Origin of the sequence: Gilvimarinus gilvus (assembly GCF_030518155.1) — a bacterium.
Classification (GTDB): domain Bacteria; phylum Pseudomonadota; class Gammaproteobacteria; order Pseudomonadales; family Cellvibrionaceae; genus Gilvimarinus; species Gilvimarinus gilvus.
Genome location: NZ_JAULRU010000577.1, coordinates 47,424 through 71,628, shown reverse-complemented (window position 1 = coordinate 71,628; position 24,205 = coordinate 47,424). Strand labels below are relative to the sequence as shown.

Here is a 24,205-nt window from a genome sequence, read left to right as displayed (position 1 = left end):
GTGGGGGATAATGGCCTTAATGTTATGGGCCTGTGGCCGATAAGCTGGGCATATCCCGTGAATGTCGGCGTATTATAGCGTTTCCTATCAAGGTTTCAGAGTCGGTTTTTAATTTTTACTTTTGGGTGCAGTTTGCGACTAGAATAAGTGGTAAATGAATGTTCATCCGGGTGCCGCTAAGGAGTGAGGAGTGGATTTAGCAACACTGATTGGGCTATTGGGGGCTTTGGGCCTGATTGTCGCCTCAATGTTTATGTCGGGCGAGCTTGGTATGTTCGTCAACGCCCCATCGCTAGTCATTGTGGTCGGTGGCACTGTGTTCGCTGTCATGGCGAAGTATGGGTTGAGCCAATTCTTGAGCGCGTTTAAGGTTGCGGGCAAAAGCTTTGTCAATAAATCGGATGATCCGCTGGATATGATTGAAGAGATCGTCGATCTGGCCGATGCTGCCCGCAAAGGGGGGCTGCTGTCACTCGAAGGCAAAGAAGTCACCAATGGGTTTATGCAAAAAGGCATTCAATTATTGGTGGATGGTCACGACCCGGATGTGGTGCGTACCATGCTGTCCAAAGACCGCTCTTTGGCCGAAAAACGCCACACCAGTGGCTCTTCTATATTTGCCGCGATCGGCGACGTTGCCCCAGCGATGGGTATGATCGGCACCTTGATTGGGCTAGTGGCTATGCTGGCGAATATGGACGACCCCAAAGCAATTGGCCCGGCGATGGCGGTTGCGCTGTTGACCACACTCTACGGCGCAATGATTGCCAATGCTATTGCGCTGCCCATTGCCGATAAGCTCAAATTGCGCGCAGGGGAAGAGTATCTGATTAAAAGTATGATCATTGACGGTTTACTCGCCATCCAAAATGGCCAGAACCCCCGGGTGATTGACACTATTTTGCGCACCTACTTACCCGAGCGTAAGCGCGAAGTGGCCGATACGGCCGGGTAGGGGAGTAGGCGAAGATGGACGAAGAAGAAAACGAATGCGAATGTGAACCCGGTCTACCTGCCTGGCTTGCCACCTTTGGCGATTTAATGTCGCTGCTCATGTGTTTCTTTGTATTGCTGCTTTCTTTTTCAGAAATGGACGCTATGAAATTTCGGCGTTTGGCAGGGTCTTTGGCGCAGGCATTCGGTGTGCAGGCCAAGCTCAACGTCACGGAGGTTCCCAAGGGCACCAGCATCATCGCTCAGGAGTTTAGTCCGGGTAAGCCCGATCCAACGCCGATTACCGAAATTTTTCAACGCACTCAGGACATTACCCAAATGAGTCTGGAGGTGCGCGATGCGCAAGAATACGACATCGAGCGCGGTGAACCGGACATGGATGACGGCGCCAAAGACCGGCTACAGAAGATTATTGAAGGCCTGATTGAACAAACTCAGCAGGACGCGGCGGAATTGGCCGGCAAGCTGGAAGAGCGTATTAGCAACGGCGAATTGGAAATAGAAACGGAAGGTCGGCAAATTATCATTCGGATTCGCGAGAAAGGTTCGTTTGAGTCTGGCTCGGCCAGGCTCGCCGCTGATTACTATGATGTGATCGATGAGATTAGAGCGGTCTTGATGTTAAAGCCAGGGCGAATTGAGGTGCAGGGTCATACCGATAATATTCCGATCCGTTCGGCGCAGTTTCGCTCCAACTGGGACCTGTCGGCCATGCGGGCAGCCTCTGTTGCCTCACAGCTTATGCGCGGCGGTTATCTGGTACCTAAACGCTTTGAAGTTTCGGGTTTTGCCGATGTAAGACCCTTGGCGCCTAACGATAGTGCGTCTAACCGCGCGCGTAACCGTCGGGTTGAAATTGTCATTCGGCAGGGGTTGCAGGGCGATCTGGCACCTGAGGACATGGAGCTGCTTAAATCCGAAGGCGACGACATTATCCGCAAACTCGACGTGGAGCCTCAGTACCTGTTTGATCTGGAGCCGGAAGAAGTATTCTAGTACCCAGAGAGGCTAAGTCGGCTGCATGGCAACGCAACGCGAGTGACGATAAACCGACTTGTGCGACATCTCTTACAAAAACTTGTGACAAATGCCACTATTTTTGACGCTCATCCTCGCTCATAATGGGCGCAAGGATCACGAAACATAAGGACGTGAGGCAAGGAATAGACGGATCTCGCCGCTAGAGAGCCCAAGGTTGGGTTCCATCCTGCAAAACCCCATAACAAGCCCCCTTGTTGTGGGGTTTTTCTTTTCTAGGCATAGATTATGGGCATTTTGATGTCACAGGTGTTGAGTCATGTGTCCGATTTTTATGGCGAGAATACGTCCGACTGTCCGCAAATATGTGTGAATGTGATTAAATAGCGCTTCAATTCTTACAATAAAAAGCCGACGCCTTTGATGTCAGGGGTGTCGGCTTTTTATTGTCGTGCATTTCATCCGGGGGCTCTCGATCGCAGCAGTAAACAACAGTGAAGTCGCGCCACAATGGCCTGCCCTAATTATGGTGTGTTTGGGCGCATTTATTGCCCCTTTAGGTATGGCATCGGTCAATGTGGCGATTCCGGCGTTGGCTCAGGAGCTGTCAGCCAGCGGCATTCTCGTCAGTTGGGTCCCCACCGCCGTATTGGTCGCCAATATTATCTGTATGTTGCCAGCGGGTAAGCTCGCGGATAACTGGGGTCGCAAGAGAGTGTTTCAGCTGGGAATTGTGATTAACGCGCTTGCGGGTATTAGCGCTTATTTCGCGTCCGGTATGTGGTGGCTGTTGGCGATGAGATTCATGCAGGGCATGGGGGCGGCCATGATCTTTGCCACCAGCATGGCTATTTTGATTTCGGTTTTTCCCGTGCATCGGCGTGGCCTGCCGCTGGGGCTAAACGCTGCCTGTGTATATTTAGGGCTTACTCTGGCTCCCGCGCTCGGGGGGTGGGTCACACATTATCTGGGCTGGCGATTTGTTTTTCTGCTGCCTTTACCTTTGGTCTCCATCGTTTTAGTCCTGTCTTTTTTCTATGTCAAAGGAGAGTGGCGCAATGCCAAAGGCGAGCGCTTTGATTGGCGTGGCGCACTGTTGCTGGCGACTTGGGCCATCACATTAGTTTTTGGTTTTACCAGCTTGCCAAGCCCGGTTGGTTTTTTCACGCTTTGCGCTTCATGTCTGTTGTTTGCAGGCTTTGTCTGGGGGCAGCTCAATTCAAAGGCTCCATTGATTCGCGTGCAAATGTTCAGCGAGTCACGGCTATTCTCGATGTCTCTTGCCGCTGCGCTGTTTATGTACGCTTCCAGTTACCCCTTGGGGTTTCTGCTGAGTCTTTATTTGCAATATGTGCTTGGCTTGAGCGCCGCTGACGCTGGCCAAATCATGCTCAGTCAAGCACTGGCAATGGCCGTTGTCGCGCCCTTTGCCGGCAAATTGGCCGATTTTTTTCCGGCCCGAATCTTGTCATCTGTTGGCTGCGGTTTAACCTTGGCCGGATTTTTTTTGCTGCATCAGCTTCAGCTAAGTACCACGGGGTTTTACATCAGTGTTGCGTTAGGCTTGGTGGGGGTGGGGTTTGGCTTGTTTTCGAGCCCAAATAACCTCGCGGTTATGCAGGCGGCTCATCCCTCTGAGACCGGCGTCGCCTCCGCAACACTAAATTTAGCGCGGGTAAGCGGCAATCTAGTGGGAATGAGTTTGGTCAATTTACTGGTCTATTCACTTATTGGTGACAGGCCTCTTACCGGGGCATTGGCAGAACCCATACTCGCAACCTTTCTCCATGCGCTAGAGCTCTCGATGTCTTTTGTCGCTCTCGCTGTTATTTTTTCTTTATTGCGCGGAAAAGCTTGCGCACGTTAATGGCGCTGCCCTGAGTTACTTTCACGCGAGATTAACGGCTGCGACTTGGTGGCGCTGAACCAGACTGTGCGAAAATAGTTGTACCCAAAGGACAATGTGAGGCCATATGTCGCAATCGTATCAGGCGCTAGCGCAACCGTGTCAATTTCTCTACGAGGAGAAACGCAGCACTTTCACAGCAGTACTAACGCCTGTGCAAAGTCGCGAAGACGCTTTGCGGGTGCTGAAAAATATAAAGCAGGCGTTGCCAGGGGCCAGCCATTACTGCTGGGCATACATTGTGGGCAATGCAGCGCAACCTAAATTAGTGGCGTTCAGTGACGATGGTGAACCATCAGGCACGGCGGGAAAGCCCATACTGAATGTGCTTACGCACCGCTCGGCCGGCGATTGTATGGCCGTAGTTGTGCGTACATTCGGCGGCACCAAGTTAGGCGCTGGAGGATTGGTACGTGCCTATGGCGCATCGGTATCGCAGGCGCTAGACAATGCTCAGTGGCGTGAAGTTGTACCTCAACTGTCATTAGTCGTGGAGGTTCCTTTTGCGTTCGAGCAAAAAATTCGTCTGGCGCTGGATGGACAGGGCGCGGTGGTTGACGATGTAGAGTATGCAGACGGAGTCAGCCTTTATACGACGGTGGCTTACAGTAAGTATGAGTCTTTGCAAGACCATATTCGATTGCTGACTTCAGGTCAGGCACGAGTGCGTCCGTTAGATGATAAATAGAGGCGTCTGTGTGGCGAGTTGGCTACGTGACCTGAAGCGCACATTTGCTGCGCCTTGCCTCTAGCAAAGGGAACCACCCTGTGCGTCGAGACAAGACGCAACATCTGCACGCTTCAGGCTACGCTGAGCATGCATGGGGTTTTTCAGCAGCCTGCTAGGCAATTGCAGAAAAACACGGTACATTTGACATATTATCGTCATAATTTATGGACAAAGTAGTTAGCGCTACTCATTGATCGAGTGGTCTTTTGCCAGTTATACATCACGCCCGTGATTACTGCGACAGGAGGTACCGGTGGACGAGAGAATACTGCGGCTTAATATCGCCGGCCAGCCTATTGAGTGGCTGCATTGGCAAGACGCGGTTTGCCTTTATGCCCGAGACTTGGTGGCCTGGAGTTTAGGTGGCCCGGTTCGCAAAGTGGTGGGTGGTTACGCCCGCTGCAGTGGAGTTCGCTCGCAAATAACCCTGCCGGCTATTATTGCCTGTGGCGGCAGTCGTATCGCCCGCTATCGCCAAATCCCCCCCCTTACCAATCGCGCCTTGTTTGCCCGGGATGATTATCTCTGCCTGTATTGTGGTAAGGCATTTACCTACGGGCTACTGTCGCGGGACCATGTACACCCCATCAGTCGCGGCGGTAAAGATATCTGGCGCAATGTGGTCACCGCCTGTAAACGCTGCAACCAACGCAAGAGTAATAATCTGCTCCAGGACATTGATATGGAGTTACTGGCACTGCCCTTTTGCCCCAATATTGCCGAATACCTGGCACTGATTAACTCCGATCGTATTCGCGGTGATCAAATGGAGTTTCTGCGCCCGCAGTTTTCCGAAAATAGAGCGTGGCACTAAAAGCATCTATGGATGATTTACGCGGCGTGATGCAGAATATCAGCAAAAACGTTTCTAGCAGTGTCCCAATCTTCTCTGATACACCATATTTTCGAGATTATGCTCAAAAAAATAATAAGCCATGGGATTGTCGATGAAAACTTCAAAACTTTAGTAGTATCTCTTCCATTATTCTTCGGTGTATTGTTTGCGTCTCCTCCAACTTGAGCGTTGCAAGAGGTGATTGTTTACGGGCATCCGGTGCCGACAGGCTTTATAGCTACTTGTCCAGCTTCATGGATACCGCCGATATGAGATCCATGTACTTGAGTATGGGGAGTGATCGTGGCATGAGTGCATTGGCCCAAGAACAGATGAAGTGGGCCCAGCGTTGTGGCAAAAGGATGGGGGCTTTGCGAAAAAAACAGCATAGCTGTACAGTAAATGCGCGTGATAAGTATAGCGATACGATTGACGTCTGTAATGAGATTGAAAGTGGTAGCGTCTCACACTCTATGGGGTTCAGTTATTTCGACCTGTATTCGTTTACGATTAACCCCGCTGTGCATGGTAACCAATATTGTTCAGACAAAATGAAAAATGCCAGAGATAAGCATTTTGATAAGTGCGATTATGATTTTGACAATTCTAAGTTGAAAGATACTTCTTGTGCTGGGGCTGCGGGCTGGGGGATTAAGCGATGAATGCCAAATTGAAAGGCGCGGTTATCGCTGCTTTGTCTGTACTTTTTAGTTTGTCGGCTTTTGTCTATTTTACGTTGGGTACGGGAGAGGACGGTGAAGGTCCGGTGTTTGATCAAGAGTCGGCGGTCGAATACAGTAGTGATATCGGCAGTGAAAGTGAGGGTGAAAAAAATACTGCCACGGTTTCGCGATCGGCACAGTCAAGCGCTCATGATACTCAATTGTCGCAGGGTTCCATTCCCAGCTTAAGAAGTAAGGACGCCTTTGTCTACCGAAGCTACGACGAAGCCACTTTAGAGGCGCTTGCAGCTGAGAGGGATATTCTCGCAGTCAAAGAGTTGGCTAATCGCATTGTCCGCACACGAGTATCTGATGAGTATTTGAGTAATCTCTCTGTAAGAGAAGAAGCAGAATTTTGGGAAAAGCGTGATCAAAATTTAAAGCGGTACACTGATCTGGCTATAATTTTGGGCGATACACAAGTGATGGAGTATGCTGAGAAGTTTTACGGTGAAGAGGCCTATAGTCGTGATTCGGAGAAAATGAAAGAAGGCTTGCTGGCAAAATTTTCATTTATGGAGTTTTCGGCCATGCGTGGGAATACAAGTTATAAATATCAAAGTGCGCCGGCGTTGTTGCAGGGCCTGGAGGAGAGTAGAGGCTCTAAAATTGTTTTATCTGACCAGGATAAGGTGGTGATCAGAGAAAAGGCTAAAGAATTGTATGATTATTATGAGGCTCGGCGTATTAAGCTCGGGCTGCCACCTTTTGAGTATGCCGACGAAGAGGCACCGATTATTCCCGGCTATAGCCTTACCGAAGAGTATTCTTTAGAAATGGGTGAAAACGCTTTTTGACCGGTAATGTTGGGGACGCCAGCAATTTCCGCTGATTCGAGCTCAGCTTCCTACTACCACTTGTACAAACAGTAGTGGCTGAAGTTTACCTTTCGTACAGAATTTCGTCACCTTATACCAACAAAGCTACCGGTTACTGAGATTCATGTTTCGATGGGCACTCTTTAATATTGACCGGGAGTGTCATATGAAAACAGTATTGTTACTAACGTATCTAATCGCCGTATTCGTCACGCTGTGCGCTTGTGGCAGTGACTCGAGTACAACGGGAAATGCCACGCCAGCCACTATCGACTTGCCCATTGAGACTGAAGGGGTGTTACAGGAAGATTTTCCGTTGGCCAATTACATTGGATTCTCTGACGAAACCTTGAGTATTCGTTACCCCAAAAGTGTCAGCGTGGACTTTCCAAGCCTGTACGTTTTGAGTGAGTCCGGGGCGGTGGGCGAAGTGGATGCCGCCGAGGAGTCGCTGCCCTATACACGTTTTGCCGAGTACTTCCCTGGTACGGTTGATATGGTGATGACGGACGCGGGTACTTGGTCTGTCGAGGGCAACCAAAACTTAACGCTCAATGAAACCAACGGCAGCCAAACCTGGTCGTTTGCGGCGGGGGACCAGTTAACCGAGCTTGCGATTAACCAGCAAGGGTGGGTTTATGCACGCAATCGTGCCCGGCTCATTCAGTTTTCTGTTAGTAACCCAGCGGAATATACAGATTACGAGCTGTCTGTGAGTGGAGAACTGGCGGGAGTGGCTTTCTTTGAGGGGCACTTGTACCTTATGGAGGCTGACAATCAAGCCGTTAGGGTGCATATGTTTGACACCCTCGATAGTATGAATAGGCTTTACAGCTGGTTAGTTCCAGAGCTCGCGGGCCTGCCTGTAAGCGACCTCGATATTTTGCCCGATGGGCGAGTCGTGGTCAGCATTGACTCGTCTGACAATAATTTGATTGTTCTGGCGGATAAGCAGCAGCGCGATGAGCCGCCTTTACCTGCAACGGTGACCCTTAACGAAGTTGACCGAATGACTTTACCCGATGTTATTCGTCAGCCATCGGGACTTTGGCGTTCTCAGGAGGGTTTCTGGTATGTACTTACAGATCAATCCGAGGTGTTTAAACTGGATGCCTCATTCGATGTCTTAGCTCGCATCGAAGTGGTGTATGAACACACACTTTGCAACCAGGGCTGTACAGAAGCTATCAGCGGAACCGATGAGGCCATATTTGTTTTAAACGATGAGGGCTACGTAGCGCAGTTGTCAATGTCGCTGCCAGAGCATCCCAAAGTGGCTGAATACCAAATGAACATTGTAGGGCAAGACAATGAAATACTTCGTTTTGCCGGCATGGGGGGCGATACCGAGCAGAACCAATTCTATTTTGTTAATCACGAGGCAAGCGATCAAACGAGCGAGCTTATTATCGTTGATGACGGATTCATTCCCCTATCGAGAACACCTGTATTTAGCAACCAAGAAGTTGACTTGCCTGTTTCAATGTACGATGTTGTGGGGGTTAGTTATTACCAAGGTAGTGTCTATGTCTTGTCTGAGCAGTATCGTCAGGTGCTGAAGTTATCCACGTCTGGAGAAATCGAAGAGGTGTACTCGGTTGCCTCTGAGGCGGTAGAAGAGCCCAGCGATCTTTTTATTGAGAATAACATGCTGTATCTAATAGGTGATCATGAAGATGCTCAGGAAACACCGCCACTGGTGCAGTTCCAATTGCCCTAGCTGAGCAGGCAATGCCGCAAGCTTGGGGCTTGCGGCCGCCTGGTGCTGAAGTATAGCCCTGAATTCTGCCGTTGTTACTGTCTCTACCTACTTAGAGTAAGAGAGAATATCTTCATCGGTAAGATTCAAGCGCTCTAATAAGTGGTCATACCTAGGGTCATTTCTTAACGGCTGTAAGCGTGGATCATGGCGTGTGAACATTAAACAATTTGATCGATATGCTACGGCTTCGTTGAGTAACCCAAAGGCAATGTCGGGTTGCCCTAACAGGGAGTAGATAACGGCGGTTTCATAAGGGCACATGTATTCATTTGCCGCCTCAGCTTCTGCAATAAGTGCCGGTATTTGTGCCGTGGTGCCCGCCGCTGCATATGCTTGAGCCAGTATAATCAGCGAGAAAGGTATGCGGTTGCTCATGTTAACACCTTGCTCGGCCCATTTGATGCCAGCCTCGTAATTGCCCTTCATGGTTTCATTGACGGCTAAGCTCAAAACCATATAGGGGTTTTTGGGGTGCAGTGCGTACATCTTCTTTCCCCAGTCGCTGGCTGCTTCCAGCTCGTTAGCCATCATTAACGCCCACATTCCCCATTCGGCGATTTCAGGATTGAGCGGGTCTAGCTCGCTGGCTCGTTGTACCGATTTGTGCAGAGCGCTGAAATCACCAATCGCGGAATAGTACAAACTGAACCCCAGCTCTGTCAGGGCTAAATCAGGGTCTCTTTTTCTTGCTTCGCTTAGCATTTTCCATGCATCGTTCCATAGCCAGGCATGTACGTAGGCTACACCGAGAGATGAGCGTGCGTAGGCCGACTGGGGGTTTACATCCAGGACATCGATGCTTGCCGAAATTACTTTTGGCAATACATCTTTAGGTATTTCGAAGACATTCATTAGTATTCGGTAGGCGTTGGAGCGGGCCACCAAAGCTTCTTCAAATAGGGGGTCTAGTGCTATGGCTTGGTCAAACAGTTCAATCGCTTGCTGTACCGATTCGTGACTCAGGAGCGAAAATTGGTATTGGCCATTGATGTATAACTCATACGCCTCAATGCTTGTCGTAGGCGCTTGTGCCAGTTGACGTTGCACTTTAGACAGTATGCTGACTTTTAGTGCGTCTGACACCGACTCGGCAATGCTCGATTGAACGGTAAAGACATTGGCATCGCTAACGTTGATATCAAAATCTTTATCCCATACTAGGCTGCCCGTTAATAGATTCTCAAGCTCTACGCTAATGCGTATTCCCCCGGTACTCGCTTCGCTGACAACACCATCCAGAACATAATTGACTTCAGGCAACTGGTTTCGAATAAAGCCGCGCGTCTTGTTGTCTTTAAATGTAAACGCTGAGGGTGGGGGCACTACGCGAGTCCCCGCAATCTTACGCAAGTGCTGTATGAGTTCACGAGTGATCTGGTCGGCAAATGGTGCCCAAGTCTCACTGTTGTTGCTCGAAACCGAAAACGGCAAAACGATGATGTAGGGTTTTTCAGATTTTTGCGGGCTCGGCCACTGCCAAAAGGTAATGCTACCAACGAGCAGCGCTGTCGCGATAAAGGCGAGTATTCTAAGCGGCCTGGTGTGTGCTGTAGTCAGGGGTTCCGAGGAAGGTGCTACTTCCTGTTTATCCTCTTCTTGAACTCCCGATAATTGCGCGATGAACTGATACCCACGCCCTCTGACGGTTTTAATGACCTGTTGTCGCTCTCCGTCGTCGTCTAGCGCTTTGCGTGCGTTTTTAATGTGGTTGCTCAGGGTGGCATCCGAGACTTGGCGCCCCTCCCACACAGTTTCAAAAAGCTCATCTCGCGTCACCATGCGGCTTTGGTTCTTGACTAGATACGCAATAGTATCGAAAACCTTGGGCTCAACGGTGACTTCCTGGCCGGCGTTGGTAATGCGGAATTGTTCCAGGTCGATCTCAATATTGTTGTATCGCACGATCATGATCCGCTCCATACATTATAGCCGCAGCCTCTGTTCCATCTCGCTCGAGTTTAACGCCATTGTTTCCACCTTTATACCATCGTTACACGCGTAGAGCTGATTATTAGCGAATCGTTAGTGTTTCATTATGTTATGTGTGTGGGGTTCCCCTATGGTTTGGGAGGGTATTCGACGCTTGCAAGGAGCCTTGAGCTCGGCGCTGCAGCGTTAGCTGTTCGAGCCTAATGGTCTGTTCTATACGGTCGCGGCTGATAAGGCGGCCTCAAATTTAGGGGAAAAGGGATGAAATTTCTAAGGTTCGCCACTGTTATTTTCACAATTGCCAGCTTGCATTGGCCTGCAAGTGTTAGTGCACTAGACAAAGCACCTTCATTATTTGCAGGGCAAATAGCTCCGTTGCTCGAAGGTATGGGGCAGCATGAGTTCGCGATAGATACAGAGCAGCCCATGGCGCAGGCTTACTTCAATCAGGCCGTGGCATTAACTTATGGCTTCAACCATTTAGAGGCCGGTCGATCCTTTCGGCAAGTTGCAGAGCTTGAGCCAAACTTGCCAATGGCCTATTGGGGGCAAGCGCTCGTACTTGGCCCCAATATCAATGGAGCAATGGAGGCTGATTCGGTCGCGCCCGCACTTGCTGCCATTGAGTCTGCAATGGAGCGGCTAGAGTACGCATCCGCAAAAGAGCGAGATCTGATAATGGCACTCGCGTCGCGATACTCGAGTGACGAAACAATGGCCGATCGCCAAACGCTAGACGCCGCATATGCAGATGCTATGTTGAAGGTTGCGACAAAATACCCTAGCGATCCTAACGTGATGACACTGCTGGCTGAATCATTGATGGTGATACATGCGTGGGATTACTGGCACAGTGACGGCAGGCCAAAGGAGTGGACGCCCCAAATCTTAGAGATTCTCACACAGGGGTTGAGTGAACATCCCAGACATGCGGGGCTTATTCACTATTATATTCACGCGGTTGAGGCTTCCAAGAGTCCTGAGGCTGCGGAAGCTTACGCAGACACATTGCGAGATCTGGTGCCGGGGGCAGGACATTTGGTGCACATGCCATCGCACATATATTTACGCGTTGGCCGTTACCAAGATGGCGTTATTGCCAATGAAAAGGCAATGCAAGTAGATGATAACTACATCGCTCAGTGCAAGGCTCAAGGGGTTTACCCGGTTGCGTACGTGCCCCATAACCGGCATTTCCTGTGGGCCATGGCGACAATGCAGGGTAGCAGCGCCAAAGCGATTTCGGCGGCCGAACACATGGCGAGCCATATTGATACGGAGCTAATGCTGGAGCCAGGGCTGGGTACGCTGCAGCATTACTGGGTCACGCCCCTTTATGCCTATGTACGTTTTGGCCAGTGGCAAAAGATATTCGCCGCGCAAAAGCCTAATCTCGATTTGAAGTACCCGCTGGGTATCTGGCATTACGCTCGCGGAGTCGCGTTTGTCGCGAGCAATCAGCTCGATCGCGCCCGTCTGGAACTATCGGTACTGCAAACACTCGCCGCCGATGACGACCTCAAAGACGTTACGGTATGGGATATTAACGATGCCCAAAGTATTGTCAGTATTGCGGCGCTCGTCCTCGAGGGCGAAATTGAGGGTAAGGCAGGGCATTACGCACGATCAATTGAAATGTTCGAGGCCGCTATTGCGATGGAGGACGCTCTGAACTATGACGAACCCTCCGATTGGCACTACCCGGTACGCCAATCGCTGGGGGCCGTTCTAATAGATGCCGGCGATTATCAGCGAGCTGCAGCGGTTTATAGACAAGACCTGCAAACATTCCCGAATAATGGCTGGTCTTTATTGGGCCTGTATCAAGCGTTGCAAAAACAGGGAGCAGAGAAAGAAGCCGCACAGGTCAAGGCAAAGTTCGATGCGAGTTGGCAATGGGCCGACATTACAATTCGTCAGTCGAGGATTCTGTGATGTCTACTTGTACAGTGCACGAACAAGTAAATCCCATAAGCCGCCAAAAGCTTCGGTATTTCCTGTGGTCCTTGCCGGCCCCCCTAATTTCCATCGGTTGTGCCATATTGACGGCTACCGCTTGCGTTTATCACTGGGTGGATCCGTGGCTCGTGGTAAGTTTTATTACATGGCTGTCTTACCCGATATTACTAGCATTGGAGAGGATCGCTCCACGGCGCAGGGATTGGTGGGTTAATTGGAAAGATATGGGGGTGGATTCCTTCTGGGTGTTTGGGACATTGCTCGTGTGGATACCATTGTATTTGGCGTTCTACGACCCTCATATTTCCAGTGTATTTCAGGCACTGCGGGACAGTGTCGGCTTTACCTGGTCTTTTCAGGCTAACTCTATTGGCGGTCTGTTGTTCATGGCCTTTCTTGCCACCTTGGCCATGGAATTTATCGGTTACTGGTCGCATCGGCTCCAGCATCGATTTATATTTTTGTGGCGAATACACGCCACCCATCACCATATAACGAAAATGAGTGTTGCGAGAACGGATCGTACCCATCCATTAGAGTTCTTGGGGCTAAACTTAGGGGGGGCAATTGCTTTGGCGTTTTTTGGGGCGAGTGGTGATGTCATTGCTGTAACCATTGCTTTTAAAATAGCTATTGTCCATTTAAATCACTGCAATATGCCCTTAACCTCGGGTGTTTTTGGGTGGGTGTTTACCACCGCGCAACTGCATCAAGTGCATCACTCTCTCAATTACGCAGAGAGTAACAAGAACTTTGGTTGCGTCTTAATAATCTGGGACCGGGTATTCGGCACGTATTGTGGTCAAGCGGATGTTGACAATGTAGGGAATGGTACGGGTAGGTCACTGCCCCTATGGAAGCAACTGGCTTTGCCATTTTTCTCCAATAAGAGCCTGCGATCATTGTAGGGTGCGAGCGCATGAGGCGGAAAATGTAGGGGCAAGAATCCCCCTACATGCCCTCGCTGGCAGCGCAAAACCAGCGCTTGACCTCCGTTAGCGCTGCTGTGACACAAGGTGGTTGGGGTAAAGATATGTACCAAGGCGTTCCATCTGTTGCGGCTTTTCACTAAGATAGGCAAAACTATAATAGTGAGGTAATTGTATGTCCGAGTATTCGCGTCGTCAGTGCTTGGCTGGATTGGGATCTCTGTTGGCGGGCTCCGTGCTCGCGAGCAACGCAGTGCCTGTGCTTGCGGCGCCCGACAAGCCTTATTTCTTTGATATCTCTTTGGCGCAGTGGTCTCTCAATAAATCCTTTTTCGATAAATCGTTAAGCCCGTTGGATTTTCCCGCAGTGGCGCGAACCAGCTTTGATATAGGTGCTGTTGAGTACGTCAATCAATTTTTCATGGATAAAGCCAAAGATACAGCTTTTTTGAATGAGCTTAAACAGCGCGCTCTAGATCACGATGTAGAAAGCTTATTGATTATGATCGACGGCGAAGGAGACCTTTCGGTCGCCGATGAGAAACGCCGTAAGCAGGCGGTTCTCAATCATCATAAGTGGGTTGATGCCGCGGCGCAGCTAGGTTGTCACAGTATTCGGGTGAATTTGCATGGTTCCGGCAGTGCTGAGGACTGGCATCGAACGTCGGTCGAGAGTATGGCTGAGCTCGGCGAGTATGGCGCAGACCGCAATATTAAAATTCTGGTGGAAAATCATGGTGGTTATTCATCACACGGGGCGATGCTGGCAGCGGTACTAAAAGAAGTTGACTCGCCATTTTGTGGGTCGATGCCAGATTTTGGTAACTTTTGTTATCAGCGTGCTTCAGGCGACCTGTGGGATTCCCCCTGTGTCAAACAGTACGATATTTACCAGGGCGTGGCGGATCTAATGCCCTATGCAGGTGCTGTTAGCGCCAAGGCGTTTCGTTTCGATAAAAATGGCAATGAGCCCGATATTGATTTCCATCGGATATTCAAGCTGGTGAAAGCGGCGGGTTACACGGGCCATGTGGGGATTGAGTACGAAGGTCACGATATGTCGGCCGAAGATGGTATTCGTGCGACCAAACACCTGCTTGAAAGGGTGCGTAAGGAGCTCGCCTGAGCTTCTAAGGCGCAGTAGGTGTAATGGCGGGGGCATTAAGGGTTCGCCATTGCTTGACTTGAGGGTGATAAAAACCGCTTTCGCGGTATGCACGCGCGATGGTCCCGCTTTGCTGTAAGTGCCGAATTCCTGTTTGCAAAGCTTGAAAATAAGCATTTGCATCGGGGTGATTTCGACTCACAACCCAGTGCCGGCTTCCTTTCAAGGCTATTTTAATTCCGGGTATAGGAATCAAAACGCCTTCCTGTTGACGGATTGCCATAGAATCGCCGGGCTGAAAGGGCGCGAGTGTGACATCCGCGCGCTGTGCAGCCAGCATTTTCACCATTGATATCCAGCTGTTGGCTAAATAAATCCGCTCAAAACCCAGTATTTCGAGTGTATTGATATCTGTCTTCCAGTTGGCATTGCTGACCGCGCTCAAACGGTTGAGGTTGGCGAAAGTGGTGGCCAAAGCCGTTTTGTTGTCGGCTGACGTATATAAGCCAACTTTGAAATTGCCATTGCGAACGACAGCCGAACTCACCCTGACATCCTCTGCTATGGGGCGAGTATCTTCCAGCCAAACCAGTGCACCTGAGCTGATCAGCTCGCCCGCGGCCACACGATAGAGTGTGCGCCGGTAATTTTGCTCGGGGATAAAAGTAAGCTCCTTCTCAAACCCTCCGAGTTTTAGCGCTTTTTGCAGCAGCAGCAACTCAATAACATCGCGTCTGGCGCCGGCGCCGCCATAATAATTCACATCTTCAACCCGGCGTCCGTCCATAAACACTTCATAATCATCCAATATGTCGGGAGTTGCGGTTACCCGCAAAGGTGCGGCGTATAGCGGCAGCGCCAGCAAACACATCGCAATCGCGAGTGCCCATGCTGTTAACAACCTTTGGCGACGTGACGAAAATATTGGCACCAGTCATAATCCAGGAGTGAGTTACATAGCCAATTGTAGCCCTAATCAGTAGTTGATGACTTGGCCTCGGTAGACACGTGTCTTCTTCGGGCTTTGTGCAGTGGGGTTGGGGGCAGGTTTGGCCTCTTCTAATCTTACCTGACCGCGGTATACCTTGACTTGCGGCTTTGGCCCCTCTGATTGCACTGGTTTTTCCAGTCGGATGAGCCAATCATCGCCCGCCATCATGAGCAGTTCCTTGATCAGTGCTCGCGAGACGTTATCGCTCGAGGCTGGGTAGTGGGCGATGAGCTCGTTCAATACGTCAGGGTTGGCAAGTTTGATCCCGGGTTTAAGGTTGGAGGGAACTCGACGGCGCAGCTCTAAAATAATGTCTATCATGGGCTTGCTGTATTGCATACGGACCCTCAGGCAGCAGATAGGTTGATTTGAGCCTACCTTGCGTGCAAGAAATCCGCCAACACGTGGAGCCATTTAAAACGTCAATTTGCCCCATTGTTGGCTAGAGGTGCTATATTTTAGGTCGCGTGCCCGCCAGGCATGCCCAAATTAGTGCAATGACTGCTTAAGGCTTAAAAACACTACTTTACTTGCGCGTGTTAACGCCTGATTTATACTTCGCTGACTTTGACATCTTAATATTGACTGTAAACTGCGACCCTCTCGTACATATAACGATAATTGTGAAGCCTATGATGAATTTTACCAAGAGCGCGACTTTGAGTTTCCGCGTTTCAACTTTAGCTATGTGCATAGCCTTAACGGCTTGTGCTAAGCAGGAAGAGTCCGCCGATCAAAAGGTGGCCAATCAGCAGCCGGCAAGCCCTGCAGAGGCAACTCTTGCCCCCAAAGTGAAGCAAGTGTCTGACAGCGAGGCAGCCAAACAAGCCAAGCGCATTACCAGCCAAACCAGCTTGGAGCTGGCAGATGGTATCAATATGCAGATATGGGCTTCCGAAAAACTGTTGGCTGACCCCGTTGCCTTAAGTATGGATTATGACGGAAATGCTTGGGTTGCGATTACCCACCGCAGTAACAATTCCGAGTTTGATATTCGTCCCTATCCGCACTGGCTAACCCCTTCGCAGGCAATGACCTCGGTAGAAGACCGTCGTGCCTTCTTAAAAGACTATTTTGGCGCTGATAAAAACTTAACGAAAGAGGATGTGCCCGATCGCAACAAAGACGGCGTGCATGACTGGCAAGATCTGGCCGTTGTCAAAGAAGAAGTACTTAAAATTTCTGATACGACGGGTAACGGTACGGCGAATAAAGCTGAGACTTTTTTGGAAGATTTCAACAGCGAGGTCACCGACGTATTGGGTGGTATCTATTACCACAACGAAATTGACGAGTTATTTCTCGGTGTTGCACCTCATGCCTGGCGGGTCAAAGACAGCAATGGTGATGGTGTCGCGGATGATAAGCAGCAGCTGTCCGATGGGTTTGGCGTACACATCGGTTTTAGTGGTCATGGTATGTCCGGTGTCACCCTGGGGCCTGACGGTCGAATCTACTACGGGATTGGCGACATAGGCGCCAATATCACCGATAACGATGGTAACCAGTATGAGTATCCCAATCGCGGTGTCGTGGTGCGCAGTGAGCTCGATGGCAGTAACTTTGAAATATTTGCCCACGGTGTACGCAACACCCATGAGTTTGTATTCGATAAGTACGGCAACCTTATTACCGTAGATAACGACGGGGACCACCCGGGCGAGTACGAGCGTTTGGTGTATTTAGTGGATGGCTCCGATAGCGGTTGGCGAATCAACTGGCAGTTTGGTAAGTATACCGACCCCAAGAACAATGATTACAAGGTATGGATGGACGAAGAGTTCTACAAGCCGCGCTTTGATAATCAAGCAGCTCATATTCTGCCGCCTGTTGCGCCTTATCACGCCGGGCCGACTGGTATGGTTTATCACCCAGGTACTGGTTTGTCGGAGCGCTGGAAGGATCATTTCTTCGTTGTTGAGTATACCGGTAGCGGTCCGCGTTCTGGAATTAATGCATTCACACTGAAACCAAATGGCGCGAGCTTTGAGTTAAATACCGACGAGAAATTTATGCGCGGTGTGCAAAGCACTGGTCTCGATATCGGTCCGGATGGCGCACTGTACACTAGTGACTGGATTGAAGGTTGGGGACGCAATGGCAAAGGGCGCATTTGGAAAATTGACGCCGATGGCAGCAATCAGGTGCAGCGTGATGAAACCAAGGCGCTATTACAAGCTGATCTAACGCAAAAGTCCGTCCCTGAGCTGGTCGGATTAATGGGGCACGTCGATATGCGTGTACGCTCACGTGCTCAGTTTGAGTTGGTTAATCGCGGCGAGCAATCTGCGCTTGCCGGCGCTTTGGCAAGTGAAGATCAGATGGTTCGTATTCACGCCATCTGGGGGATTGGTCAATTTGCCCGTAAAGACAGCGCAGCAGCTAAGCCGTTATTGGCAATACTCGAAGCTGATGATCCCGAAATTCGAGCGCAGGCTGCCCGCACTATTGGCGATGCGAAATATTCCGAGGCAATCGATGCTTTAGTTGGCAATCTTCAGCATGCCAATGCGCGCGTGCGTTTCTTCGCGACTGAGGCCTTGGGGCGTATCGCCAATGACAAGGCGACAGCCCCAATTATTGATATGCTGTTGGCCAACAATGATGAAGATGTCTACCTGCGTCAGGCCGGTGCTATAGCCTTGGCCCGTATTGGGAATGAATCAGCGTTGGCGAACTTGGCTGATCATGAATCCGAGGCGCTACGGGTGGCGGCGGTTGTTGCTTTGCGTCGTCTGGCTAGCCCCGAGCTGGCCCGTTTCCTTGAGGACTCGAGTCAATTTGTCGTGACCAATGCGGCGCGCGCCATTAACGATGATCTTTTTGTTCAAGCGGCGTTACCCGCCTTGGCTGAATTGTTAGGAGCAACCCCCTTCCAAAATGAAGAGCTAATCCGTCGCGTTATCAACGCCAATGCTTTTGTCGCAGGGCAAGCTGAAGCAGAGCGTTTGGCACAGTACGCCAGCGACGTATCAGCGCCGGCAGCGCTGCGCGCAGAAGCGTTGAGTGCATTGACGTTCTGGGAGTCGCCATCAGTGTTTGATCGTGTCAGTGGTCGGTATCGTGGCGAGCGCACCGGTGATAGCAATGTTGCCCGGTCTGCACTGGGCGATATCTATGTCGCTTTGCTCAACGATGATTCTGCAGAAGTTCGGGTCGCGGCGGTAAATGCGCTAGGCAATCTGCGCTTTGCCGATGCCAGTGAGCGATTGGTGGCGGTTGTGCAGGACGACGTAGCGGCTGAAGTGCGACTCGGTGCATTGAATAACTTGCATAAAATTGGCTACGAAGACATGCAAGCCGTTGTTTATGGTGCGCTCAACGATAAGGCGCAGGATGTTCGTATGGCGGCCTTAGCAATTGTGCCAGATCTCGACATAGCAATTGATACGAAAGTCGATATGCATACAATACTATTGGCTGAAGGCACGGTTGGGGAAAAGCAGGCGGCTTATAAATCTTTGTCCAATATTAAAGCGCCCGAGGCTTATCAGGTGTTGGCCGCTGAGCTTAACAAGCTAAAGGCAGGGGATATTGTTCCCGCGGTTAAGTTGGAGTTAGTTAATGCAGCTGAAGCGGCGGCTCAACCAGAGCTAACCCAGTTGCTGGCTGAGTATGAAGCGGCTAAAGACCAGAGTGACCCAATAGCCAAGTATGCTGAAGCTTTGGAAGGTGGGGATGCAAGCAATGGCTTTGGTATATTCAGTTACAACTCGACGGCGCAGTGTGTTCGTTGCCATATTATTGGTCCGCGCGGCAGCAAGGTGGGGCCAGAGTTGACTGACATTGGCAGCAAACTTACTCGTGAACAGCTGCTGGAATCCATGGTGGCGCCGGGCGCACGTATTGCGCCAGGTTATGGCCGTACTACCGTAACTTTGCAAGATGGCTCCAGTGTTGACGGTCTGTTCGAGGCCGAAAGCGAAACCACGATTACGGTTAAAACCAATGATGGGCAATCGCGGGAAATTGCTCGTGCCGATATTGCCGAGCAAAGTTACTCGCCATCGGGTATGCCGCCTATGGGATTGCTATTGGACAAAGGTCAACTGCGCGACCTAGTGGAATATTTGCACTGGCAGCGCGGACAGGAAAAGGCCGTGTCGCATTAATTGCAGTATGGTCAGTTAGAAGCCGCCTTCGGGCGGCTTTTTTGTGGCGGGCAACACTGGCCAGCCTTCGGTTTGTGAGTTAAAAAGTCTGCTTGTTGATAGGCGCGGGTAATGGCGCCGCGTTCTCGCAGTGCAGACAGTCCGGATCGAATGGTTGGCAAGAATGCTCTGACCTGAGGGTGGGTTCGCCCCATGGGGATTCCTTATTGGCACAGGCCGGTATCAATTCCATAACAAAGTGAGCAGTTAAGGTTCTATACTGACAGCAGTATTTGTGCCGTGATTACTTAAACGCGTTGGCTGCGATCGAATGCATGTCTTTGAAAAAGAGTCCTACTCTTTTTGCTTAGCTGGCAATGGATGATGCCTCGCACTCAGTTGGAGCCGAAATCAGTTATGAGTCACAAAGTAGAGCAAATTACCCAAGCGTTATTGGAAATTGAAAAGTTGCGGGGTGTTGAGCGACAAACCTATACCGTCCAAGGCGAGCGCCGCAGAGAGAACTCTGCTGAACACAGCTGGCACCTGGCGATGGCCTGTTGGGTGATTGCAGAGCAATTCGACATTGCCGTTAATATGACCAAATTATTGCAAATGGCTTTGTTGCACGATCTTGGTGAAATCGACGGCGGTGATACTTTTCTCTATTCAGCCAGCCGTGCACAAGCTGCAGACAAGGAGGCGAGCTGCATCACTCGCCTGGCAAGTGAATTTCCGGCATTACCGTGCGAACTTGACGCTCTTTGGCGAGAGCAGGAAGAGGGGAGCTCGCGGGAGGCAAAATTGCTTAAAGTCGCCGATCGATTGCTGCCGTTTTTACTTAACCTCCAGCATCAAGGTTACCCCTGGCGAGAGCATGGTATTACGGCGGCGCAAGTCAAGTCCGTATTGGCTTTTATCGAGGCAGACTTCCCTGACATACACGATTGGATGATGCGCGAAATTTCGCGGGCACTGGCACTAGGCTGGCTACGTGAAGACTGATATTAAACAGTGGCACGTCACTTCAGGTTTGGCCAGTGTTTTCTGTTGCCTGGTCAAACCTTAGGTGAAAAACCAGGTATTATGGGGCCAGCGCCAGAGAGGCCATCTGGGAGTCTTGGGGCGAGCTCAAGCCACCTGCCAGGCTTTTATAAATCGCGACCAGAGCAATAAGTAGCTGCGTTTCACTTTGCGCTAACTGCGCGATAATTCGCGCAGCTAGTAAGCAGCATCGCGGCGGATATGGCTGTGAAGGAAAATTTCCTAATTCGCTATACCTCGCTTGGCTGTTTCGTGGTACTCGATGTGCGTGCGATCGTGCTGTATTCGGGCAACAGGTACTTTTCTGGTCGTTCAAGCTTACGCACCAACACGTAAAAAATCGGGGTAAAAATCAAGCCAAAAAAGGTCACTCCCAGCATGCCTGAGAATACGGCGATACCCATAACATTGCGCATTTCAGCGCCGGCGCCGGTAGACAGCACTAAGGGCACAACCCCCATAATAAAGGCGAACGATGTCATCAATATGGGGCGCAGACGCAACCTTGATGCATTGATGGCCGCCTGATAGGTCGGCATGCCCTGGCGCTCCAGGTCCCGCGCAAACTCCACAATTAAGATGGCATTTTTGCTGGCGAGCCCTGCAAGCACGAACAGGCTAATCTGGGTGAAAATATTGTTGTCGCCTCCTGTAATCCATATGCCGGTCACCGCGGCGAGCACCGATAAGGGCACAATGGCAATCACTGCAAGCGGCAGAGCGAGTGACTCATATTGTGCAGCCAACACTAAGTAGACCAATAATAAACACAGCGGAAAAATATAAATGGCCGTGTTACCGGACAGCACCTGTTGAAAAGTGAGGTCGGTCCACTCAAAGGCCATTCCGGGTGGCAGCGTTTCGGCCAGAATCTCACTGATGGCATCTTGCGCTTCGCCGCTGGAGTAGCCCGGAGCAGCATCACCATTTAAGTCGGCTGCGAGGTAGCCGTTATAGTGACTGGCACTTTCCGGTCCGTAGCTTTCCTGCATTTGCACGACACTACCTAGCGGAACCATTTGACCGTTTTGATTGCGAACTTTTAATTTCAGCGCATCTTCGGTTGTGGCTCGAAAGCGAGCATCGGCCTGGGCAATCACCTGATAGGTTCGACCAAATTGGTTGAAGTCATTGACGTATAGTGACCCTAAATATATTTGCATGGTGTCGAAAATTTCGTCAATGTTTAGCCCGAGTTGTTTGGCCTTGGTTCGATCCAGATCGGCATATAGCTGAGGCACGTTAATTTTGTAGTTAGAGTACACGCTGGCCAGCTCGGGGCGTTGCCAGGCTTTCATTGTGACTTGGTTTACCACGTCGGCCAGCGCTTCGTAGCCTAAGTCTGCGCGATCCTCAATTTGTAACTTGAAACCGCCTGTGGTACCGAGACCTCGCACCGGTGGCGGCGGAAAGATGGCAATAAACGCCTCTTCAATAGCGGCGAACTTCATTTGCAATTTTTGTGCTATTGCCCCAGCGGACAAATCGCCGCTGGTGCGATCATCGAACGGATCCAGAGGTACAAATACAATGCCCGCGCTGGCACTGTTGGTAAAACCGTTAACGGAAAGACCCGGAAATTGCACCGCATTGGCAACACCGGGTTCGGCCAGTGCTATTTCCCCCATTTCCCTGATGACGCTTTGGGTGCGACCCAAAGTGGCACCGTCGGGCAGTTGTGCAAAGGCAATCAGGTATTGTTTATCCTGGGCCGGGACAAAACCCTTGGGTAAAGACGATAAGCCGATACCGGTAACGGCAAGCAGCACAGCGTATACGGCTACTGTTATTGTTTTACGACCTAATAACTTGCCAACGCTGGTGGAGTAGCTGCCTGCACTTTTATTAAAAACTCTATTAAATCCACTAAAAAACCGACCAAAAATCTTGTCCATAACGCGGGTTAGCCAATCTTTCGGTGCGCGATGGTCTTTTAGCAGCAGCGCTGCAAGCGCGGGGCTCAATGTCAGCGAGTTAATGGCCGAGATTACGGTGGAAATGGCAATCGTCAATGCAAATTGTTTGTAGAATTGACCCGTTAAGCCACTGACAAAAGCAATGGGGACAAACACTGCCACCAGCGTTAGAGAGATGGCAATAATAGGACCGCTTACTTCTCGCATGGCTTTGTAGGTCGCGGCAAGCGGGGTTAATCCTTCCTCGATATTCCTTTCAACATTTTCCACAACTACAATGGCGTCATCCACCACAATCCCTATGGACAGCACTAAGCCAAACAGTGATAGGGTATTGATGGAAAAACCAAACACATGCATTAATGCAAAGGTACCCACAATAGAAACAGGTACGGCGAGTAGTGGTATGATCGAAGCGCGCCAGGTTTGTAAAAATACCACCACGACAATGACCACCAACAGCAAAGCTTCCAGTAACGTTTTAACCACTGCCTCAATAGAGCCTTTGACAAATACTGTCGGGTCGTAAACCACTTCGTAATCTACGCCGTCAGGAAACATACTTTTCAGCTCGGCCATTTTTGCGCGAGTGTTGTTGGAAATCTCAATGGCGTTGGCGCCGGGACTTTGAAACAAACCTATGGCTACGGCGGATTTGTTGTCCAGCATGGAGTTGAGGTTATACGCGGAGGAGGCAAGCTCAACTCTGGCGACATCGCTTAAGCGGGTGATTTCGCCGTTGCTGCCGGCTCGAATGATTATATCGCTGAACTCTTGCGGAGACTGCAGTCGCCCTTTGGCATTAATTGGGCGCTGTACTTCAATCGCTTCACTGATCGGGGCGCCACCAATAATACCGGCCGCCACTTGCACGTTTTGCTCGCGTATAGCGTTCACAATATTGCGCGCGCTCAAACCGCGCTCGGCAATTTTATCGGGGTTGAGCCAAACGCGCATGGCGTAATCTCCGGAGCCCCACATATTAACCATGCCTACCCCGGGCACTTTTGCCAGTTCATCCTTGATGTTCATGTGCGCATAGTTGCGAAGGTACAAATCATCATAGCGGTTGTCAGGTGATAGCAAATGCACAACCAAGGTAAGGTCGGGTGAGCTCTTAACAACGGTGACCCCCAGTTGTCGGGTCACTTCCGGCAGGCGTGGCAAAGCGCGCGACACTCTATTTTGTACCAGCTGCTGGGCAAGGTCAGGATCGGTGCCAATTGCAAACGTAACGGTTAAGGCTAAACGTCCGTCTGCGGTGGCCTGCGAGTGCATGTACAGCATATTTTCGACACCACTCATTTGTTCCTCTAGCGGTGTCGCGACGGTTTCAGCAATAACTCTTGGATTGGCGCCCGGGTATGAGGCGCTGACCACCACTGAGGGCGGTGACACTTCAGGATACTCGGTTACTGGCAGTTCAAACAGAGCCAGGAAACCCGCGATAAAAATCATCAACGAGAGAACGCCCGCAAAAATAGGGCGGTCTACAAAAAATTTGGAAATGTTCATGGCTTTTCCGTATCAGTAGGA

General features: G+C 50.5%; 17 protein-coding genes. 13 read left to right on the top strand and 4 right to left on the bottom strand.

The window, feature by feature from the left end:
• Positions 1-190: 190 nt before the first annotated feature.
• From pomA to QWI17_RS13040, 8 genes are all read left to right on the top strand, one after another.
• The gene (pomA, locus tag QWI17_RS13075) at positions 191-955 is read left to right on the top strand and encodes a flagellar motor protein PomA (RefSeq protein WP_302722959.1); all 765 of its coding nucleotides are present in this window, start codon (positions 191-193) and stop codon (positions 953-955) included.
• A 14-nt stretch (positions 956-969) separates the two neighbouring features.
• Complete coding sequence (locus tag QWI17_RS13070) at positions 970-1,950, top strand: flagellar motor protein MotB (protein ID WP_302722958.1); 981 nt, start codon at positions 970-972, stop codon at positions 1,948-1,950.
• Positions 1,951-2,458: 508 nt separating this feature from the next.
• Entirely contained in the window at positions 2,459-3,799 is a 1,341-nt protein-coding gene (locus QWI17_RS13065) for an MFS transporter (RefSeq protein ID WP_302722957.1), read from the top strand.
• Positions 3,800-3,905: 106 nt separating this feature from the next.
• Positions 3,906-4,526: an IMPACT family protein gene (locus tag QWI17_RS13060; RefSeq protein ID WP_302722956.1), complete on the top strand. Its 621-nt coding sequence runs from the start codon at positions 3,906-3,908 to the stop codon at positions 4,524-4,526.
• Positions 4,527-4,821: 295 nt separating this feature from the next.
• Entirely contained in the window at positions 4,822-5,382 is a 561-nt protein-coding gene (locus QWI17_RS13055; protein WP_302722955.1) for an HNH endonuclease, read from the top strand.
• Positions 5,383-5,711: 329 nt separating this feature from the next.
• Positions 5,712-6,065, top strand: a complete 354-nt coding sequence (locus QWI17_RS13050) for a hypothetical protein (RefSeq protein ID WP_302722954.1) — start codon at positions 5,712-5,714, stop codon at positions 6,063-6,065.
• Positions 6,062-6,922 carry a hypothetical protein gene (locus QWI17_RS13045; RefSeq protein WP_302722953.1) on the top strand — a complete coding sequence of 287 codons (861 nt, stop codon included), beginning with the start codon at positions 6,062-6,064 and terminating at the stop codon, positions 6,920-6,922. Before QWI17_RS13050 ends, QWI17_RS13045 begins: the two co-directional genes overlap by 4 nt.
• A 187-nt stretch (positions 6,923-7,109) precedes the next feature.
• Positions 7,110-8,663: a hypothetical protein gene (locus tag QWI17_RS13040; protein ID WP_302722952.1), complete on the top strand. Its 1,554-nt coding sequence runs from the start codon at positions 7,110-7,112 to the stop codon at positions 8,661-8,663.
• Between the two features lie 87 nt (positions 8,664-8,750).
• On the opposite strand, the gene QWI17_RS13035 is transcribed toward QWI17_RS13040, so the two are convergent.
• Positions 8,751-10,613: a winged helix-turn-helix domain-containing protein gene (locus QWI17_RS13035; RefSeq protein WP_302722951.1), complete on the bottom strand. Its 1,863-nt coding sequence runs from the start codon at positions 10,611-10,613 to the stop codon at positions 8,751-8,753.
• A 282-nt stretch (positions 10,614-10,895) separates the two neighbouring features.
• On the opposite strand from QWI17_RS13035, the gene QWI17_RS13030 reads away from it, so the two are divergent.
• From QWI17_RS13030 to QWI17_RS13020, 3 genes are all read left to right on the top strand, one after another.
• Positions 10,896-12,569, top strand: a complete 1,674-nt coding sequence (locus tag QWI17_RS13030) for a tetratricopeptide repeat protein (RefSeq protein ID WP_302722950.1) — start codon at positions 10,896-10,898, stop codon at positions 12,567-12,569.
• A gap of 287 nt (positions 12,570-12,856) precedes the next feature.
• A complete protein-coding gene (locus QWI17_RS13025) occupies positions 12,857-13,501 on the top strand; it encodes a sterol desaturase family protein (RefSeq protein WP_302722949.1) in 645 nt (214 codons plus the stop codon).
• A 196-nt stretch (positions 13,502-13,697) separates the two neighbouring features.
• Complete coding sequence (locus QWI17_RS13020) at positions 13,698-14,648, top strand: sugar phosphate isomerase/epimerase family protein (RefSeq protein ID WP_302722948.1); 951 nt, start codon at positions 13,698-13,700, stop codon at positions 14,646-14,648.
• A 4-nt stretch (positions 14,649-14,652) separates the two neighbouring features.
• On the opposite strand, the gene QWI17_RS13015 is transcribed toward QWI17_RS13020, so the two are convergent.
• Positions 14,653-15,558, bottom strand: coding sequence for a transporter substrate-binding domain-containing protein (locus tag QWI17_RS13015; protein ID WP_302722947.1), 906 nt, complete (start codon positions 15,556-15,558; stop codon positions 14,653-14,655).
• A gap of 45 nt (positions 15,559-15,603) precedes the next feature.
• Entirely contained in the window at positions 15,604-15,957 is a 354-nt protein-coding gene (locus QWI17_RS13010) for a hypothetical protein (RefSeq protein WP_302722946.1), read from the bottom strand.
• Positions 15,958-16,277: 320 nt separating this feature from the next.
• Between QWI17_RS13010 and QWI17_RS13005 the strand changes: the two genes are divergently transcribed.
• Both QWI17_RS13005 and QWI17_RS13000 read left to right on the top strand, forming a co-directional pair.
• Positions 16,278-19,730, top strand: a complete 3,453-nt coding sequence (locus tag QWI17_RS13005) for a HEAT repeat domain-containing protein (protein WP_302722945.1) — start codon at positions 16,278-16,280, stop codon at positions 19,728-19,730.
• 396 nt (positions 19,731-20,126) lie between these two features.
• Entirely contained in the window at positions 20,127-20,714 is a 588-nt protein-coding gene (locus QWI17_RS13000) for an HD domain-containing protein (protein WP_302722944.1), read from the top strand.
• Positions 20,715-20,983: 269 nt separating this feature from the next.
• Here QWI17_RS13000 and QWI17_RS12995 read toward each other — a convergent pair whose 3' ends face one another.
• Positions 20,984-24,184 (bottom strand): efflux RND transporter permease subunit, encoded by a 3,201-nt coding sequence (locus tag QWI17_RS12995; protein WP_302722943.1) that lies wholly within the window; start codon positions 24,182-24,184, stop codon positions 20,984-20,986.
• Positions 24,185-24,205 lie beyond the last annotated feature (21 nt).